15 protein-coding genes, 1 tRNA gene and 1 pseudogene are annotated in these 16,072 nt (G+C 73.7%); 12 read left to right on the top strand and 5 right to left on the bottom strand.

All coding sequences use genetic code 11. The annotated features are described in order from the left end of the window. Positions 1 to 41 precede the first annotated feature (41 nt). From DDW44_RS27715 to DDW44_RS27690, 6 genes and pseudogenes are all read left to right on the top strand, one after another. The gene (locus tag DDW44_RS27715; RefSeq protein WP_018891758.1) at positions 42 to 317 is read left to right on the top strand and encodes a DUF6343 family protein; all 276 of its coding nucleotides are present in this window, start codon (positions 42 to 44) and stop codon (positions 315 to 317) included. A gap of 62 nt (positions 318 to 379) precedes the next feature. Further along, positions 380 to 1,480 (top strand): annotated as a pseudogene (locus DDW44_RS27710) (YihY/virulence factor BrkB family protein); the annotation flags it as partial. Positions 1,481 to 2,344: 864 nt separating this feature from the next. Beyond that, a complete protein-coding gene (locus tag DDW44_RS27705; RefSeq protein ID WP_108908167.1) occupies positions 2,345 to 2,767 on the top strand; it encodes a DUF350 domain-containing protein in 423 nt (140 codons plus the stop codon). Between the two features lie 215 nt (positions 2,768 to 2,982). Then, complete coding sequence (locus DDW44_RS27700) at positions 2,983 to 3,183, top strand: hypothetical protein (RefSeq protein ID WP_018891760.1); 201 nt, start codon at positions 2,983 to 2,985, stop codon at positions 3,181 to 3,183. A 269-nt stretch (positions 3,184 to 3,452) separates the two neighbouring features. Then, the gene (locus tag DDW44_RS27695; protein WP_108908166.1) at positions 3,453 to 4,331 is read left to right on the top strand and encodes a SigB/SigF/SigG family RNA polymerase sigma factor; all 879 of its coding nucleotides are present in this window, start codon (positions 3,453 to 3,455) and stop codon (positions 4,329 to 4,331) included. A gap of 88 nt (positions 4,332 to 4,419) precedes the next feature. Beyond that, on the top strand, positions 4,420 to 4,770 hold the full coding sequence (locus tag DDW44_RS27690; protein ID WP_018891762.1) for a hypothetical protein: 351 nt from the start codon (positions 4,420 to 4,422) through the stop codon (positions 4,768 to 4,770). Positions 4,771 to 4,779: 9 nt separating this feature from the next. Here the strand turns inward: DDW44_RS27690 and DDW44_RS27685 are convergent, their stop codons facing one another. Further along, complete coding sequence (locus DDW44_RS27685) at positions 4,780 to 5,205, bottom strand: CBS domain-containing protein (RefSeq protein ID WP_017947400.1); 426 nt, start codon at positions 5,203 to 5,205, stop codon at positions 4,780 to 4,782. A gap of 415 nt (positions 5,206 to 5,620) precedes the next feature. Here DDW44_RS27685 and DDW44_RS27680 point away from each other — a divergent pair, with 415 nt between their 5' ends. Further along, complete coding sequence (locus tag DDW44_RS27680; RefSeq protein WP_017947401.1) at positions 5,621 to 5,863, top strand: DUF6381 family protein; 243 nt, start codon at positions 5,621 to 5,623, stop codon at positions 5,861 to 5,863. A gap of 133 nt (positions 5,864 to 5,996) precedes the next feature. Continuing rightward, the gene (locus tag DDW44_RS27675) at positions 5,997 to 8,321 is read left to right on the top strand and encodes a SpoIIE family protein phosphatase (protein WP_108908165.1); all 2,325 of its coding nucleotides are present in this window, start codon (positions 5,997 to 5,999) and stop codon (positions 8,319 to 8,321) included. 41 nt (positions 8,322 to 8,362) lie between these two features. Here DDW44_RS27675 and DDW44_RS27670 read toward each other — a convergent pair whose 3' ends face one another. The 3 genes from DDW44_RS27670 to DDW44_RS27660 form a co-directional block, all read right to left on the bottom strand. Continuing rightward, the gene (locus DDW44_RS27670; RefSeq protein WP_108908164.1) at positions 8,363 to 11,395 is read right to left on the bottom strand and encodes a HAMP domain-containing protein; all 3,033 of its coding nucleotides are present in this window, start codon (positions 11,393 to 11,395) and stop codon (positions 8,363 to 8,365) included. A 180-nt stretch (positions 11,396 to 11,575) separates the two neighbouring features. Further along, a complete protein-coding gene (locus tag DDW44_RS27665; protein ID WP_017947404.1) occupies positions 11,576 to 12,013 on the bottom strand; it encodes an ATP-binding protein in 438 nt (145 codons plus the stop codon). A gap of 65 nt (positions 12,014 to 12,078) precedes the next feature. Continuing rightward, complete coding sequence (locus DDW44_RS27660; RefSeq protein WP_108908163.1) at positions 12,079 to 12,471, bottom strand: STAS domain-containing protein; 393 nt, start codon at positions 12,469 to 12,471, stop codon at positions 12,079 to 12,081. Positions 12,472 to 12,757: 286 nt separating this feature from the next. On the opposite strand from DDW44_RS27660, the gene DDW44_RS27655 reads away from it, so the two are divergent. From DDW44_RS27655 to DDW44_RS27640, 4 genes are all read left to right on the top strand, one after another. Next, complete coding sequence (locus tag DDW44_RS27655) at positions 12,758 to 13,189, top strand: rho GDP-dissociation inhibitor (protein WP_018891767.1); 432 nt, start codon at positions 12,758 to 12,760, stop codon at positions 13,187 to 13,189. Between the two features lie 335 nt (positions 13,190 to 13,524). After that, on the top strand, positions 13,525 to 13,986 hold the full coding sequence (locus tag DDW44_RS27650) for a cyclic nucleotide-binding domain-containing protein (protein WP_018891768.1): 462 nt from the start codon (positions 13,525 to 13,527) through the stop codon (positions 13,984 to 13,986). 180 nt (positions 13,987 to 14,166) lie between these two features. Then, on the top strand, positions 14,167 to 15,081 hold the full coding sequence (locus DDW44_RS27645) for a metallophosphoesterase family protein (RefSeq protein WP_017947408.1): 915 nt from the start codon (positions 14,167 to 14,169) through the stop codon (positions 15,079 to 15,081). Continuing rightward, positions 15,078 to 15,737 (top strand): 4'-phosphopantetheinyl transferase family protein, encoded by a 660-nt coding sequence (locus tag DDW44_RS27640; protein ID WP_017947409.1) that lies wholly within the window; start codon positions 15,078 to 15,080, stop codon positions 15,735 to 15,737. The genes DDW44_RS27645 and DDW44_RS27640 overlap by 4 nt, the downstream gene beginning before the upstream one ends. A gap of 191 nt (positions 15,738 to 15,928) precedes the next feature. On the opposite strand, the gene DDW44_RS27635 is transcribed toward DDW44_RS27640, so the two are convergent. Further along, positions 15,929 to 16,002: transfer RNA gene (locus DDW44_RS27635), tRNA-Pro, on the bottom strand. Positions 16,003 to 16,072 lie beyond the last annotated feature (70 nt).

Here is a 16,072-nt window from a genome sequence, read left to right as displayed (position 1 = left end):
TCCGGCCCGGCACCGGGCCCGGCACGACCGCTGGAGGCCTCATGCCGCACCGGACCGGAACGGAGCCCGTCACCGCACGGAGCGCGCTGACCCTGCGCCTGGTGCTCTCACTCGTCGCCCTGCCCGTCTTCGCCGCGGGCACCGGGCTCTTCGCGGCCTGGGCCGATGCGTCGGGCCCCCTGGACTCCCCGAGTCCGTCGGTGCTCGTCGCGCTGGCCGTGGTGTGCGGCGTCCTGGCAGTGGTCGCCGCGGCCGACCTGCTGGTGATCGGACGGCGGTTCTCGCACGAGAGGCACGGCGGGCCGCACGCCCGGTGATCCTCCCGGCACCGCCGCCGTTTGCGCTCCCGAATGACGGCTACGGGCTGGATATGACACCCATGTCAGACACATCAGGCACGTCAGCCACGTCAGCCACGTCAGCCACCTCAAGCGCTTCGGGCACGTCGGGGCCGGACCCGGCCCGGGGCCCGGGGCGCGGGGCCGGACCCGGTGCGGACCGGCACCACGAGGGGCCGGAGGAGGCCGTGCGGTACCGGGCGCCGGACGAGCCCACCGAGCTGCCGCGGACGTCCTGGGCGGCCGTACTGCGGGGAACGGTCAGGGAGTTCCGCGAGGACCAACTGGGCGACCGGGCCGCGGCACTGACCTACTACGGGATCCTCTCGCTGTTCCCGGCGCTGCTCCTGCTGGTGGCGCTGCTCGGCGCCGCGGGCGAGCGGCTGACCACCGGGGTCCTGGGTATGGTCAGACGGCTTGCCCCGGGCCCGGCGCGGGAGATCCTCACCGGCGCGGTGGAGCAGTTGCAGGGGCACACGGGGCTCGGATCGGCGCTGGCCGTGATCGGTCTGGCCCTCGCGCTGTGGGCGGCCTCCGGCTACGTCGCCGCGTTCATCCGCGCGTCCAACACGGTGTACGACATGCCGGAAGGCCGGCCGCTGTGGAAGATCGCCCCGCTGCGGCTCGCCCTCACCGTCGTCCTGCTGGTGCTCGCCGTGCTCTCCGCCGCGATCGTCGTGCTCACCGGCGGTCTCGCCCGCAGGACGGGCGAGGCTCTCGGCATCGAGCAGACCATCGTCACGGTGTGGTCGATCGCCAAGTGGCCCGTGCTCGTCTTCCTGGTCACGCTGATGATCGCGCTGCTCTACTGGGCGGCACCCAACGCCCGCGGCCGCGGCTTCAGCTGGGTCACCCCGGGCAGCGCCCTCGCCGTTCTCATCTGGGTTGCGGCGTCGGGCGGGTTCGCCCTCTACGCCTCCCGTTTCGGCTCCTACCAGAGGATCTACGGAGCCCTCGCCGGAGTCATCATCTTCCTGGTGTGGCTGTGGATCACCAACCTCGCCGTCCTGCTGGGGCTGGAGTTCGACGCCGAACTCGCACGCCAGCGGGCGATCGCCGGCGGTCACCCGAAGGACGCGGAACCGTACGTCGAGCCGCGGGACACCTCGGCGTGGAGCGAGGAGGACCATTGCCGGACGGAGGCCGAGGGCCCGTGCGCGGAGGCCGGGCGGCCCGGCGAAGCGGCCGGAGGCGGCCCGCCGGATGGCGTCGCGGCCGGAGGCGGCTCCCGTGTGGGCCCGTCGGGTGTGGGTAACCGCCCCGGAGCACCCAGGACCCGGACGAAGGCAGGTGGCACCGTGGCGGTACCGACGGCGGGGACGGACGCCAAGTCCCGGATCGGCGCGACGGCCTCGGCGGTCGCCGCGCAGGCCAGGGAGAAGGCACTGCGGGCGACCGGACGGGCGCGAGCGAGGTCGGCCGCCGCGCGGACCGCGCCGCGAAACGGGGCACGGGAGGCGGCCCGGGAGGTGGCACGGAAGCCGGATGCGGGGCCGGCAGGCAGGGCCCGCAGCGTCGCGTCCGGCGTACTGCGGCGGCCCGGCGCGGCGGTGGCAGCGGGCGCCGCCGGGCTGGTGGTGCTCGTCGGGGCACGGCGGCGGATGAACCGCCGGTGACCGCGGTACGCCGCCAGCGCACGTCCTGCCCGTACCTCCCGCCCTCGTCTTCCCTCCCTCCCCTTCCTCCCCTCCCTCGTCTCCCTCGTCTCCCCGGCCGCGCCCAGCCGGGCCGACCGCGCCGTGCCGGGCCGGGAGTTCGCTTCGCGTACGGGCGCCGAACCCGTCGGCACCCGCTCCCGCAACGCGCCCAGAGGCCCACCGCCGGACGCCTCGCCGGACGCGCGCGAGCGGGCGGGCGAGCAGTCGAGCGAGCGAGCGGGGAGAGCAGTCGAGGGGCCGGGGCATCCGCGTGACGGGGTGTCCGGTGAGGCCGGCGTCCGCTGCGCGTGCGATACATTTTGCCGCGCCTCGACCACGATCATCCCTGACGACGGAGACCTCTTCCCCATGACGGACATAGTCAACGGACTCGGCCGGACCACTGCTTACGGCGCCCTCGGCATCGTGCTGCTGATCCTCGGAATCGTCCTGGTGGACGTGCTGACGCCGGGCAGGCTCGGCCGCCTGATCTGGGAGCAGCGCAACCGCAACGCGGCGGTGCTGCTGAGTTCGGCACTGCTGGGGATCGGCGGAATCGTCTTCACCTCGATCTGGACGACGTATGACGACTTCGTCAAGGGACTGGCGTCCACGGCCGCGTTCGGGATGCTGGGGCTGGTGCTGATGGCCGTGGCGTTCCTGGTGGTGGACCTGGTGACGCCCGGCAGGCTGGGCGCGACGCTGGTCGAGCCGGAGCCGCATCCGGCTGTCTGGGTCACGGCGTCCTGCAATCTCGCGGTCGCCGCGATCGTCTCGGCGTCGATCGCCTGATGGGACTTGCCGGGTACGGCGAGCCGCCGCGGGCCCCTCGCCGGGCCCGCGGGCGTCCACATCGCCGTCGCGGTCCACGACCTCGCGGGGCGTAGCCGTCCGCTCACAACGGGCCGCGTTCGCGCCCGCCTTCGCCCGCCGGGCTGCATCGCACGGGATACCGCGTGATGCTGGTAGTCAGTCCCCCAGCTACGGGATGAGCCCGGAGGCAGATCATGAAGCAGGACAACACCGGAGAGCAGCAGCCCGAGAGCAGGCAGCGGCCGGCTCAGTTCTTCACCGGTTCGGAACGGCCTTTCGACCCCGAGGACCTGGTGATGGCGTCCGGCCGCGAGTGCACGCCCGAGAACGTGGCCCGCGCCCGCAAGGAGATCGCGGAGAAGGGCGCCGCCGCGCTGGAGCGTTACCTGCCCTGACGGCGGGTCGCGTTCCCCCGCCGTTCGCCACCGCGGGCGCGACCGCGCCCGCAAGCACGACCGCCGCCGCCGCGGCCACCCACGGTCGGCGAACACTCACCGCGCGTAGGCGGATCCCGGTCCCCCAGACGCCGACGGCACCGGGTTACCTGCGGTGCGCCGAACATCAGACGCGTCAAAAAGGTACATTTGGGTACCAGGCCGGCGGAGCCCGACCGGCGGTCCCGTCACCGCCGGTGGCGTCGGCCCCCTCCCGTCGGAGGACGCCCATGTCCAGCTTCCCCACCCGCGGATCCGGCGTCGGTGCCACACGGCCGAACCGCCCGGCGACGCTCGACGATCTGCCGGAGATCCCGGATTTCCGGACCGTCAGCGCGCTCGACGCGCGCGCCCTCTCGCTCGCCCTGTTCCGGCGGCTCCGTACGTTGGAGGAGGGTTCGGCGGAGTACTCGTACGTCCGCAACACGCTGGTGGAACTCAACCTCAGCCTGGTGAAGTACGCCGCCGCCCGGTTCCGGGGCCGCAGCGAGCCCATGGAGGACATCGTCCAGGTCGGCACGGTCGGCCTGATCAAGGCGATCAACCGCTTCGACGTCGAGCGCGAGGTCGAGTTCACCTCCTTCGCCCTGCCCACGGTGGTCGGCGAGATCAAGCGGTTCTTCCGCGACACCAGCTGGGCGGTGCGCGTACCGCGGCGGCTCCAGGAGCTCCGGCTGGACCTCGCCAAGGCGTACGACGTCCTGGAGCAGGACCTGGGCCGCGCGCCCACTCCGGCGGAACTGGCGGCCCACCTCCAACTCACCGAGGAGGAGGTCCTGGAGGGCCAGCAGGCCGCCAACGGCTACGTCGCCCGCTCGATCGAGCCGCTCGAGGACGACGAGAGCAAGAGCCCCCTCGCCCGCCGTCTGGGCGACGAGGATCCGGCCCTGGACGTCGTCGAGTGCCTGGAGTGCCTCAAACCGCTGATCGCCCGGCTGCCGGAACGCGAACGCACCATCCTGTCGCTGCGGTTCGGCGACGACCTGACCCAGTCCGAGATCGGCGAGAGGCTCGGCATCTCGCAGATGCACGTCTCCCGGCTGCTGGCCCACGTCCTCGCCGATCTGCGCGCGGCGCTGCTCGCGGACGACGGCCGGCCGGAGCCCTGAGCCGGCGCCCGCCCGGGCCGAGGAGAATGCCACCGGCCGCGCCGCCCCTGCCGGATGCACGCGCGGCCCCGGAGGAAAGGACGGCGCCGTGGGCGCAGGCATCTGGAGTTTCCCGGAGGGTTCGGGACACGCACCCGGCGCGCGGCTCGCCGGGTACCGCGTCGAGGCAACCGACGGATCCATCGGCAAGATCGACGAGCACTCCGGGGACGTGGGCCGCGCGTACCTCGTCGTGGACACCGGGCCGTGGGTCTTCGGCCACCGACGGCTGGTCCCGGCGGGGCTGGTCTCCCGCATCGACCACGAGCGCAGGGCGGTTCACCTGGACTGCGCCAAGGAGCGGATCAGGCAGGCACCGGACTTCGAGCAGGGGCGGTACGACGACGACGCGGCCACCGTCCGGCTCATCGAGCAGCACTACGCGAACCGGCACCTGTGACGCCCCGGCTCAGGCCCCGTTGTTCGGTGGGGCCGCGCTGATGCCGGCGAGGACGGATCCCGGCTCCCGCGCCCTCGCGAGGTCTCCCAGACTGACGACCCCGACCGGACGGCCGTCCTCCACCACCGCGAGCCTGCGCACCCCGTGGTCCCTCATGGCCCTCATCGCCTGTGCGGCGTCCACTTCCGGGCCGACCGTGAGGACGTCGGGCGTGCACACGGAGCGGACCGGCATGTAGTGCGGGTTGTGCCCCATGGCCACCGACCGCACCGTGATGTCCCGGTCCGTCAGCACACCCAGCAGCCGGTCGCTGTCCGCGACGAGGACGTCCCCCACATCCATGTCACGCATCAGCCGGGCTGCCTCGACGAGCGACGCCTCGGGCGGGAGTGTCAGCACTCCGGTCGTCATCACGTCCTTCACCAGCTGTGTCATGACTCGGCTCCCTTCCCTCACACACCGCACCTGCCCGGGTTCCTCCCGGTTATCCCGGAACGGGCCCCGCGGCCGGTCCCGGAACGGGCCCCGCGGCCGGTCCCGGAACGGGCCCCGCGGCCGCGGGGGCGACCGCCCCGCGGCGGACGCCCCCGCGTACGGGCGCAGGCCCTCCTAGAGCGCTCCGGGCGCGGGCCGGGCACGGGCCGGGTGCGCTCCTGACACAGGCGGGATGCAAGCCGGGTGCAGACCGGGTGCAGGCCGGACGGGGCTCCGGGCACGGGCCGGGCGCGGTGGGACGCACCTTCGTCACACCGGGTGACGGAAGAGGATGCGGGTGCGGCTCTGCCGTGTTTGCCTGGCAGATGGCCCCTGGCCCGGCCCCGTCAGGCGTCCGGGCCCGGAAGGAGGAGCCATGGCTACAGCACGCGAACCGGTCAGAACGTCCGAGGAGCTCCGGTTCATGGCCGACGAGCTCACCCGCGGCGCCGAGCGCTGCAGGGATCCCGAACACCGCGCCCGGCTGCACCGCAGGGCGGAAGAACTGCGCCGCCAGAGCGACGCCGAGGGCGCCGGGGCGCCCGCGCGTCCGCGGCAGGAGACGCACCGCCCCCGGGGCCCGCAGGACCGGCGGGCGGACCGGCCTCGTGGTACCTGACCGCCGGGGCGACGGCCGCCGGGCCCGTCTCCGGGCCCGGCGGCCGTCCGGTGCCGGGCCGCCGGGTGCCCGGCGGCCCGGCGCCCGGGTCGCCGCGCACGGGTAGAACCCGGTTCGCCACGCTGGAGACGCCATGACCAAGCCCGAGCAGGGGCCGGTCGAGCCGGAGCCGGACCGGCTGGCCGACGCGGTCACACAGCTGACCGCCGAACTCGCCGCGCTGCGCCGCGACGCCGCCCGCCGCCATCTGCTCGACCTGGCCGGTGGCGTACTCGTCGCACAGCACTCCCTCACCCCGGGTGAGGCCGCGGACCACCTGGCCCGGCTGGCCGAGACGACGGGCGTCAGCACGGAGGACCTCGCCGCCGACATCGTCAACGGCGCCACCGGCACGCCGGGTACCGCCGCAGGCCCGGCGCCCGGGACAGACACCGGCCCGCGGACCGTCGACGGCGTTGCGCGGCCCGAGTACGACGAGGCCGGGACCGCCGACCGCAGAGCGCGGCTGGTCGAGGCCGGCGCCGAGGCCGCGGCGCAGACGGGCGGCACGGTCGACGAGATCGCCGCGACCCTCCTGAAGGGCGGGATGCGGCCGCTGGGAGCCAGGGCGCTGTGGCTGTTCCGCCGTACCGAGACGGACTGCCTGCAGCTGGCCGGCCAGGCCGGGGCGAACCCGCTGGAGGCGTCCCACTGGCGCTGGGTGCCGCCGACCGGGGGCAGCACTCTGCACCGGGTGCTCGGCGAGGGAACGCCCCTGTGGCTGCCCGACGGCACGGTCTCGGCCGAGGCACTGCCGGGCCCGGCACCCGACTCCGCGCGGGCCGTCCTGCCGCTGCGCCAGCGCGGTGTGGTGACGGGGCTCGCCCTCGTCGACTGGCCGGGCCCCGCCGCCCTGGACGAGCCCGTCCGGCGGGCGCTGACCGGTCTGGCCGCACCGGCGGCGAGAATCCTGGACGCGGGCCCTCCGGGCACCGCCGAGCCCGGGGCGCTCACCCCGCTGCTCGATCTGCTGACGCATCCGGCCATGGCCCTGCGCGCCGATCCGGAGAGCGGGACGCTGCACGTCGAGCACCTCAACCGGCCCGCGCTGGACTCGGTCCGCCATGTGCACGGTCCCGCCGGCCGGCAGCTCGCCCAGGTGTTCCCCGCCATGCACGCCGACCTCGCGCGGCTCGCGGCGGCCGCGCGGGAGTCGGCGGCGCCGCAGCGGGCGGCCCGGGTGCCCGTGCGGCACCGGGCCGGCGACCCCGACCCGCTGCACGACGTGCGGGTGCTCCCGGTCGGCCCCGATCGCACGCTGGTGCTCTGGCACGGCGCCACCGATCCCGGGCTGTCCCTCAGCCGGGTGCTCGGCCGGCTGGAGAACCTGGCCGCCTTCGAGGACGACCTGATCACCGGGGAGTCCCGGTGGAGCGAGCAGGCCTACCGCGTCTTCGGGCTGGAGCCGGGCACCTCCCCGGTGCCGCTGCGGCGGCTGGCCCCGCAGCTGCACCGGGAGGACACCGGCAAGCTCGACGAGCTGCTGACGGAGCTGACACAGCGCCGGGAGGGCGGCCACATCGTGGTGCGGGCGGTCCGGGAGGACGGCGGGCTGCGACATCTGCGGATCGCCGCGGAGCCGCTGCTGACCGGCGGTGTGCTCACCGGCATCACCGGGGTGTACCAGGACGTCTCGGCGCAGCACCACACGGAGATCGCGCTGAGCGCCACCTTCGACCGGCTGACCGCCGCGCAGACCCAGGCCGCGCTGCGGCAGCAGCTCGTCCTCCAGCTCCAGCAGGCGATCGTCCCGGAGGTGCCGGAACTGCAGCGGCTGCCCGGTCTGCAGGTCGCGGCCCGCTACCGGCCGGCCGCCGAGGAGTACCGGGTGGGCGGCGACTGGTACGACGTCCTCCCGCTGCCCGACGGCCGGGTGCTCGTGGTGACCGGGGACATCGCGGGGCACGGCATCGACTCGGTCACGGGCATGGTGGCGCTGCGCAACGCCCTGCGCGGACTGGCGTTCACCGGCCACACCCCGGGCCGTCTGATGGCCTGGCTCAACGAGGTCACCCTGCACACGCACGGGCGTCCGACCGCCACCGCGGTCTGCGGCCTGTACGACCCGTCGGACCACACGCTGCGCTGGGCCAGCGCCGGCCACCTGCCGCCCGTGCTGCTGCGTGAGGGTGCCGCCGAACTGCTCGAGCCGCCGCGGAGCATCCTGCTGGGCGCGGTCCCGGACGTCGCGTACGAGGAGACGGTGACGCGGCTGGAGCCCGGGGACACGCTGATGCTCTACACGGACGGGCTGGTGGAGAGCCGGCGCACCGGTATCGACCAGGGACTGGACAGGCTGCGGCGGGCGGTGGAGCGGCTCGAACCCGCCGACCTGGACGAGCAGGCGGACGCGCTGCTGGCCGCGGTGACCGGTGACACCGACGACGACACGAGCCTGGTGGTCGTCCGGGTGTCCTGACGGCGACCGGCCGTCAGTCGCGGTCCCCCTCCCCGGCCCCTTCAGTCGCGGTCGAGCCAGTGGTGTACGCGCTCGACCAGGTCGTGGGCGTCGACGGGTTTGGTGAGGTAGTCGTTCGCCCCGGACTCCAGGCTGCGGGCCCGGTCCCCCGGCATCGCCTTGGCGGTGACGGTGATGATCGGCACGTCGGAGAAGCCGGGCGTCCCGCGGATCGCGGCGGTGGCGGTGTGGCCGTCCATGCCGGACATCATCACGTCCATCACGATGAGGTCCACCTCCCGGTGCGCGGTGAGCAGTTCGATCCCGGAACGCCCGTCGGCCGCCGTGAGCACATGCGCCCCCTCCGCCTCCAGGATCTCGGTGATCGCGTACACATTGCGCACGTCGTCGTCGACGATCAGGACCACGCGCCCCGCGAGCGACCCACCGCCGGCGGCCGGGGCCTCTCCGCCCCGCTCGAGCGGCCCCTCGCGGGCTCCGGAGGCCGGGCCGCGCGGCAGGGTGCCGCCGACGGGCACGTAGAAGGTGAACTCGCTGCCCTCACCGAGCCGGCTCTCGGCGACGATCACCCCGCCGAGGAGCTGGGCGACCTCCCGGCTGATGGAGAGTCCCAGCCCGGTGCCGCCGTAGCGGCGGCCGGTCGCCAGGGCGCCCTGCTGGAACGCTCCGAAGATGGTGTCCAGGTGTTCCGGTGCGATTCCGACGCCGGTGTCCCGCACCCGGAAGGCGACCACCGGCACACCTCGCAGCCGGTCGGGAAGTTCGTCGTCGGCCGCCGTCTGGACCCGGAGTTCGACTCCGCCGCGCTCGGTGAACTTCAGCGCGTTGGACAGCAGGTTGCGCAGCACCTGCCGCAGCCGCGGCTCGTCCGTGGTGATCTCCGCGGGCACCCCGGGCGCGGTGACGACCCGGAACCCGAGTTCACGCTCGGTCGCCAGGGGCCGGAAGGTCATCTCGACGTACTCCAGCAGCCGCCCCAGCGCGAACGGCTCCCGGTGGATGTCCATCTTCCCCGCCTCGACCTTCGACAGGTCGAGGATGTCGTTGATCAGCTGCAGCAGGTCCGAGCCCGCGGAGTGGATGACCTCCGCGTAGTCGACCTGCTTCTCCGTCAGGTTCCCCTCGGGGTTCTGCGCGAGCAACTGGGCAAGGATCAGCAGGCTGTTGAGCGGGGTGCGCAGCTCGTGGCTCATGTTGGCGAGGAACTCGGACTTGTACATCGACGTACGGGAGAGCTGCTTGGCCCGCTCCTCGAGCTCCTGCCGGGCCTGCTCGATCTCCAGGTTCTTGCGCTCGATGTCGCGGTTGCGGTCGGCCAGCAGGGCGGCCTTCTCGGCGAGTTCCGCGTTGGAGCTCTGCAGCTCCTCCTGACGGACCTGCAGTTCCTGCGAACGGGCGCGCAGTTCGGCGGTCAGCAACTGGGACTGCTCCAGCAGCTCGTCGGTGCGGGCATGGGCGATCAGGGAGCTCACGACGACGCCGACCGACTCGACGAACTGGTCGAGGAAGTCGCGGTGGAGACCGGAGAAGGGCCGCACAGAGGCGAGTTCCACGGCACCGAGCACCTGGTCCTCGACGAGGATCGGCAGCACGATCAGCGCCGCCGGCGGTGCTGCGCCGAGTCCGGAGGAGATCGTGACATAGCCGGGCGGCAGGTCGTCCACGGCCACCGTGCGGCGGCTGAGAGCGGCCTGCCCGACCAGGGACTCCCCGAGCCGGAAGCGTACCGGCGGCTCGGACGCCGCCGCGGTCGGTGCGCCGTAGGAGGCGATCCTCACGAGCTCCGTTCCGGCCTCCCCCACCACCTCGCCCACCCCCTCACCCCGGCCGTCGCCGTCACCGTCGCCCGGCCCCTCACCCGCGGGTGCCGCCAGGAAGAACGCCCCGTACTGTGCCGAGACCAGCGGTGGCAGCTCCTCCATGATCACGTGGGCGACCTGGACGGGGTCGCGGCTGCCCTGCGTCAGTCCGGCGAGCCGGGCCAGATTGGTCTTGAGCCAGTCCTGCTCCTCGTTGGCGCGGGTGGTGGCGCGCAGCGACTCCACCATCGCGTTGATGTTGTCCTTGAGGTCTCCGACCTCGCCCGGCGCCTCCACCGTGATCGAGCGGGTCAGATCCCCCTCGGCGACGGCGCTGGTGACACCCGCGATGGCGCGGACCTGGCGGGTGAGGTTCCCGGCCAGTTCGTTGACGTTCTCGGTGAGCCGCTTCCAGGTGCCGGAGACGCCCTCGACCTCGGCCTGGCCGCCCAGCCGTCCCTCGCTGCCGACCTCCCGGGCGACCCGGGTGACCTCGGCGGCGAACGACGACAGCTGGTCGACCATGGTGTTGATGGTCGTCTTCAGCTCCAGGATCTCCCCCCGCGCGTCCACGTCGATCCGGCGGGTGAGGTCGCCCCGGGCGACCGCGGTGGTGACCTGCGCGATGTTCCGTACCTGGTTGGTCAGGTTGGTAGCCATGGAGTTGACGTTGTCGGTGAGGTCCTTCCAGGTGCCGGACACCCCGCGGACGGTGGCCTGACCGCCCAGATCGCCCTCGGTGCCCACTTCGCGGGCCACCCGGGTGACCTCCTCGGCGAACGACGACAGCCGCTCGACCATCGTGTTGATGGTCTCCTTCAGCTCCAGGATCTCCCCCCGCGCGTCGACCCGGATCTTCTGCGTCAGGTCGCCCCGGGCGACCGCGGAGGCGACCTGGGCGATCGACCGCACCTGCGAGGTGAGGTTGTCGGCCATGGTGTTCACACCCGTGGTCAGCTCCTGCCAGACCCCTCCCACGCCCTCCACCCGGGCGTGCCCGCCGAGCCGCCCCTCGCCGCCCACCTCACTGGCGACCCGGGTGACCTCGGAGGCGACCAGCGCCAGCTGGTCGGCCATGCCGTTGTAGACGGCGGCGATCTCCCCCATGATCCCGCCGGCCTCCTCGGGGAGCCGGGAGGAGAAGTCGCCGTCGCGCACCGCGGCGAGCCCGGCCAGGATCGTCCTGAGCCCTTCCTCGCTCAGCTCCGCCGGTGGCCGGGCCCCCTCCGGGTGCTCGCGCCCCGTATGGGTCCGAGTGCGTCCGGGTTCATCCATGGCCGACCTCGTGTGCCGAATCGTCCTGCGTCCCGTGGCAGGGGCCCGGCCCGGCGGCAGCCCGCCGGTCCCGGCTCGTCCTGCGTCCCGCTGCCGGGGCCCGGCCCCGCGGCAGCCCGCCGGTCCCGGCCCCACTAACGACTCTCGCACGGGGAGACCGGCTCGGCGCCCCGTGCCCGTTCACGGCGGACGGGGTGCCGCGACCTCCGCCCACACCGTCTTCCCCGAGGCGCTTCGCACCGAGCCCCACGCACGGGCGAGCCGGCCCAGCACCACCAGACCGTGCCCGCCGGGCACCGCGGGGTCGGGGTGCGGGCGCGGCCGGGGTGCTACCGGGCTGGCGTCGCTGACCTCGATGCGGAGGCGCTCGGGCGTGCAGTCGAGAACCAGCTCCAGCGGCCCTCCGGCGTGCAGACAGGCGTTGGTGACCAGTTCGGAGACCACCATCAGGACGTCCTCGGCGACCGCCCGCCGTTCCTCGTCCCAGTCCGGTTCGGTGTCGGTGCTCGTGTCCCAGGCGTACGGGTCGTCCGACGGAGGACGGGCGAGACCTCCCGGGGGCAGCCACTGCCAGTCGGTGAGGGCCGTCGCGCTGAAGTCCCGGCAGCGGCCGACCACACCCCTCGTCCCCGAGATGCCGAGGCGACGGGTCCGGTCCTGCCGGGGAAGTGCCGCGCTCACGGTCACTCCCGCCGTGGGCCGGCGAACGCCTCGCCGAGGCTGGCGTACCGGGGGAAGACCGCCCCCGCACCCGTGATGGCGAGCATCCGGGCCACCTGCGGCCGCAGCGCGGCGAGCTCCACCCGGGCCTCGCCGCCCTGGGCGGCGAGCCGTGCCCGCAGCAGCACGTTCAGCCCCGTGGAGTCGCAGAACCGCAGCTCGGCGCAGTCGACCACGATCCGCCGCGCCCCGCCGCCGATCGCGTCCTCCAGGGCCGAGCGCAGCGGTTCCGCCGTGTCGTGGTCGAGCTCACCGACGAGTTCGACGACCACGGTGCCCGGTTCGGGACCCGGCCGTACCGTTACCGTGAACCGGCCGTCGCCGCCACCGGGCCGACCGTCCTGTCCTGCCACCATGCGACGCTCTCCGTCCCTGCCGGTTCTCCGTTCCTGGCGGTTCTCCGTCACTGCCGGCGCTCCGGGTCCGTCCCCGCCGGCGACAACCCCGACTATCGCACCGCCTCCTCGGCCTCGCTCCCGCCCGGCGGGCTCGCGTCCGGCGGCTCGCGACGGCTCGGCCGCCCGGGCCCTCCTCGGCGCGCCCCGGTACGCCGGGCCTCATGCGGCGCCTACCCGGCGAATGGATGGCTAGGCTGAAATACCGGTCGATTCTTCTTACAAGCGGCGAAAGCTGGCGCATGCGATGAACGTGACCTCGGACTTCGAGCTGCTGGGCGTGACGATCCAGGTGGAGGGACGCCCCGACATGCCCGTACGTCTCGCGCCCGCACAGGACGGGGGCGCCGGGCCGCCGCCCGCACCGCTGGTGCTGCGGGAGGGCTCGGAGTTCCGGGTACGGCTGGAGTTCGCCGTGGGCACCGGCCGGGACCTGGAAGGGCTGCGGTTCATCGACGAGCGGACGCGTCAGGGCGTGACGGTCGGCCATCAGGAGATCCTGCTCGGCGACTACCGGCGCGGGGGCCCCTACGAGATCGTGCTGCCACCGGAGCGGCTGCCCATCGGCCACATGGCCCGGGACGTCTACCAGGTCACCGGCACCTTCGCGGACAAGGACGGCCGGATCCTCGGCTGCGAGTCCCACAGCTTCGAGATCACCAAGGACTGGCCCCGGTGAGCCGCGTGGCCAGGCGGCCCGGCCCCGCACGCCGCTCCCGTTCCCGGGCCGCGGTACGACCGTCCCTGTGTGCCGTCCCTGTGTGCCGTCCCGGTGCGCGGGGGCGGCTCGGGCCATGGCACGGCCGCCCCTCCCCCCCATGACGAACCCTCCGGCACGGCGGACGTCCCGTACCACGGACCCTCCGGCCCGGCGGACGTCCCGTACCACGGACCCTCCGGCTCGGGGACGCCTCGACTCGCCGGACCGGGCGGCGGTCACGCCATGCCGCCGCAGGCCGTGCGTTCGGCGCCCGGACGGCTCACGATGGCCTTGAGGCGAACGGAGGCTTAGCGATGAGCAGCTCTTCGATACGGATCACGGCCGCCCTCTCCACCGAGCACCGCGGCCGGCTGATGGAGATGGCCAGGGACGTCAAGTTCCCCGAAGGAGCCCGCGTCTTCGAGGAGGGCCGCCTCGCCGACCGGTTCTGGATCATCCGGTCCGGCACCGTCACGCTGGACATCCGGGTTCCCGGCCGCCGTCCCGCCGTGATCGAGAACCTCGGCTTCGGCGAGCTCGTGGGCTGGTCCTGGCTCTTCCCGCCGTACGTCTGGCAGTTGGGCGCCGAGGCCATGACCCCGGTGCGCGCCCAGGAGTTCGACGCGGTGCCCGTCCGCAGTCTGATGGAGGCCGACCCCGCGTTCGGCTCGGCGATAGGCCAGTGGGTCGGGCGGGTTCTGGCCCATCGGCTGCACTCGGCCCGGGTGCGGCTGCTCGACCTGTACGCCCCGTACGGCAGTGGTCTCTCGGAGTGAACTGATCTGCGTATCCTGGCTCCGGGCACGGGTCCGCCGGTCGCCCGCGGGCGGGCCGCCCGGCCCCCGGTGTACGCCGTCCTGCCGGGAACCGGCCCGGCACCCGCCGTCGTTGCACCGTCGTACCGCCGTCGTACCGCCGTCGTACCGCCGTCGTACCGAGGAGCTGGGAAGTGCACCGTGAGCTATGAGGTCCGTGGTGGTCCGCAGGCACCGGCGGAGGTCCCCGCCGGGAGCGGCGCCCGGGGCGGCCCCCGGCTCGTGGCCGTCAGCGACCTGCATGTCCGCTACGCCGAGAACCGCGAGATCGTCGAAGCGCTGCACCCGGAGTCGGACGGGGACTGGCTGCTGGTCGCCGGGGACGTCGGCGAGTACGTCGCCGATGTGCGCTGGGCGCTGGAGCTGCTGGCCGGACGGTTCGCCAAGGTGATCTGGGCGCCGGGCAACCACGAACTGTGGACGCCCCCCGACGATCCGGTGCGGTTGCGCGGCGAGCGGCGCTACGAGCATCTGGTGCAGCTCTGCCGGGAGCTGGGCGTCGTCACTCCCGAGGACCCGTTCCCGGTCTGGGACGGCCCCGGCGGGCCGGTGGCGATCGCCCCGCTCTTCGTGCTGTACGACTACTCCTTCCGGCCCGACGGAGCGCGCTCCAAGGAGGAGGCCCTGACGATCGCGGAGCAGGCCGGTGTGGTGTGCACGGACGAGTTCATGCTGCACCCCGATCCCCATGCGTCACGGGACGCCTGGTGCCGTGCCCGGCTGGAGATCACGGAGGCCAGGCTGGCCGAGCTTCCGCCGGAGCTGCCGACCGTGCTGGTCAACCACTTTCCGCTGGTCCGCGAGCCCACCAGGGTCCTGTGGCACCCGGAGTTCGCCCTGTGGTGCGGGACGGAGGCGACGGCCGACTGGCCGCGCCGGTTCCGCGCGTCCGCCGTCGTCTACGGCCATCTGCACATCCCCCGGCTGATCTGGTGGGAGGGCGTGCCGCACCAGGAGGTGTCCCTCGGCTATCCGCGGGAGTGGCGCGGGCGCCAGGGCACGCCCGGCCGTCCCGTGGAGGTCTTCCCGCTGGTACCGGACGGAGCGCGCTCGTGATCGGCAAGCTGCTTCCCCCGCCGATCGCGGTCCGTGAGGCGTTCGGGGACCCGAAGGTGCCGGAGATGTATCCCGAGGAGCGGGCAGCCGTGGCGAACGCCGTGCCCGAAAGGCAGCGGGAGTTCGGCACGGTACGGGCGTGCGCCCGCGAGGCGCTCGGCGAACTCGGCTTCGCGCCCGGACCGATCCTGCCCGGGGCCGCGAGGGCCCCGCAGTGGCCGGACGGCGCGGTCGGCGCGATGACGCACTGCCGGGGCTACCGGGCGGCCGCGGTGGCACGCGCCGCCGACGTGCTGACCATCGGCCTGGACGCCGAGCCCCATCTGCCCCTGCCCGACCGGGGAGTCCGCGACCTGGTGACCCTGCCCGAGGAGCGCGTGGAGCTGGACCGGCTCGCCTCGGTGCGCCCGGACGTCTGCTGGGACCGGCTGCTGTTCAGCGCCAAGGAGAGTGTCTACAAGGCCTGGTACCCGCTGGCCCGGCGATGGCTGGACTTCGAGGAGGCGGTCCTCACGATCGACCCCGACGACGCCACGTTCCACGCCCGGCTGCTCGTGGACGGACCGGTCGTCGACGGGCAGCCGCTGAAGGGGTTCGACGGGCGCTGGCTGGTCGAATCCGGGCTGGTGGTCACGGCGATCGCGATGGTGCGCTGATACGGGGCGGGGCCCGGCCGTACCCGGGGCGGCCTGCGGACCGGCCGCCGTTGCGTGGACCGGCCGGTGATCGACGGGCCCGGGGCAGCGGCACGCGGGGAGGCGGTCGTCGGCCCCCGGAGACGATCGAGGGCCCTGCCTCACCGCGGTGAGGCAGGGCCCGGATCCGGGCTCGAAGGCCCGCAAAACCGTCGGGACGACAGGATTTGAACCTGCGACCCCTTGACCCCCAGTCAAGTGCGCTACCAAGCTGCGCCACGTCCCGGTGCGCGATCCCTCCGGGGCCTGCCCCGGCCGAGCGCGCAAGAGAACATTACCTCAATCCGCGCCCTGCT

Source organism: Streptomyces tirandamycinicus, assembly GCF_003097515.1.
Lineage (GTDB): Bacteria > Actinomycetota > Actinomycetes > Streptomycetales > Streptomycetaceae > Streptomyces > Streptomyces tirandamycinicus.
This window is presented reverse-complemented; position numbering and strand designations above follow the sequence as displayed.

Coding starts and splice junctions, on each gene's coding strand:
- DDW44_RS27715 (WP_018891758.1), top strand. CDS start 42: ATGCCGCACCGGACCGGAACGGAGCCCGTCACCGCACGGAGCGCGCTG.
- DDW44_RS27705 (WP_108908167.1), top strand. CDS start 2,345: ATGACGGACATAGTCAACGGACTCGGCCGGACCACTGCTTACGGCGCC.
- DDW44_RS27700 (WP_018891760.1), top strand. CDS start 2,983: ATGAAGCAGGACAACACCGGAGAGCAGCAGCCCGAGAGCAGGCAGCGG.
- DDW44_RS27695 (WP_108908166.1), top strand. CDS start 3,453: ATGTCCAGCTTCCCCACCCGCGGATCCGGCGTCGGTGCCACACGGCCG.
- DDW44_RS27685 (WP_017947400.1), bottom strand. CDS start 5,205: ATGACACAGCTGGTGAAGGACGTGATGACGACCGGAGTGCTGACACTC.
- DDW44_RS27680 (WP_017947401.1), top strand. CDS start 5,621: ATGGCTACAGCACGCGAACCGGTCAGAACGTCCGAGGAGCTCCGGTTC.
- DDW44_RS27675 (WP_108908165.1), top strand. CDS start 5,997: ATGACCAAGCCCGAGCAGGGGCCGGTCGAGCCGGAGCCGGACCGGCTG.
- DDW44_RS27670 (WP_108908164.1), bottom strand. CDS start 11,395: ATGGATGAACCCGGACGCACTCGGACCCATACGGGGCGCGAGCACCCG.
- DDW44_RS27660 (WP_108908163.1), bottom strand. CDS start 12,471: ATGGTGGCAGGACAGGACGGTCGGCCCGGTGGCGGCGACGGCCGGTTC.
- DDW44_RS27655 (WP_018891767.1), top strand. CDS start 12,758: ATGAACGTGACCTCGGACTTCGAGCTGCTGGGCGTGACGATCCAGGTG.
- DDW44_RS27650 (WP_018891768.1), top strand. CDS start 13,525: ATGAGCAGCTCTTCGATACGGATCACGGCCGCCCTCTCCACCGAGCAC.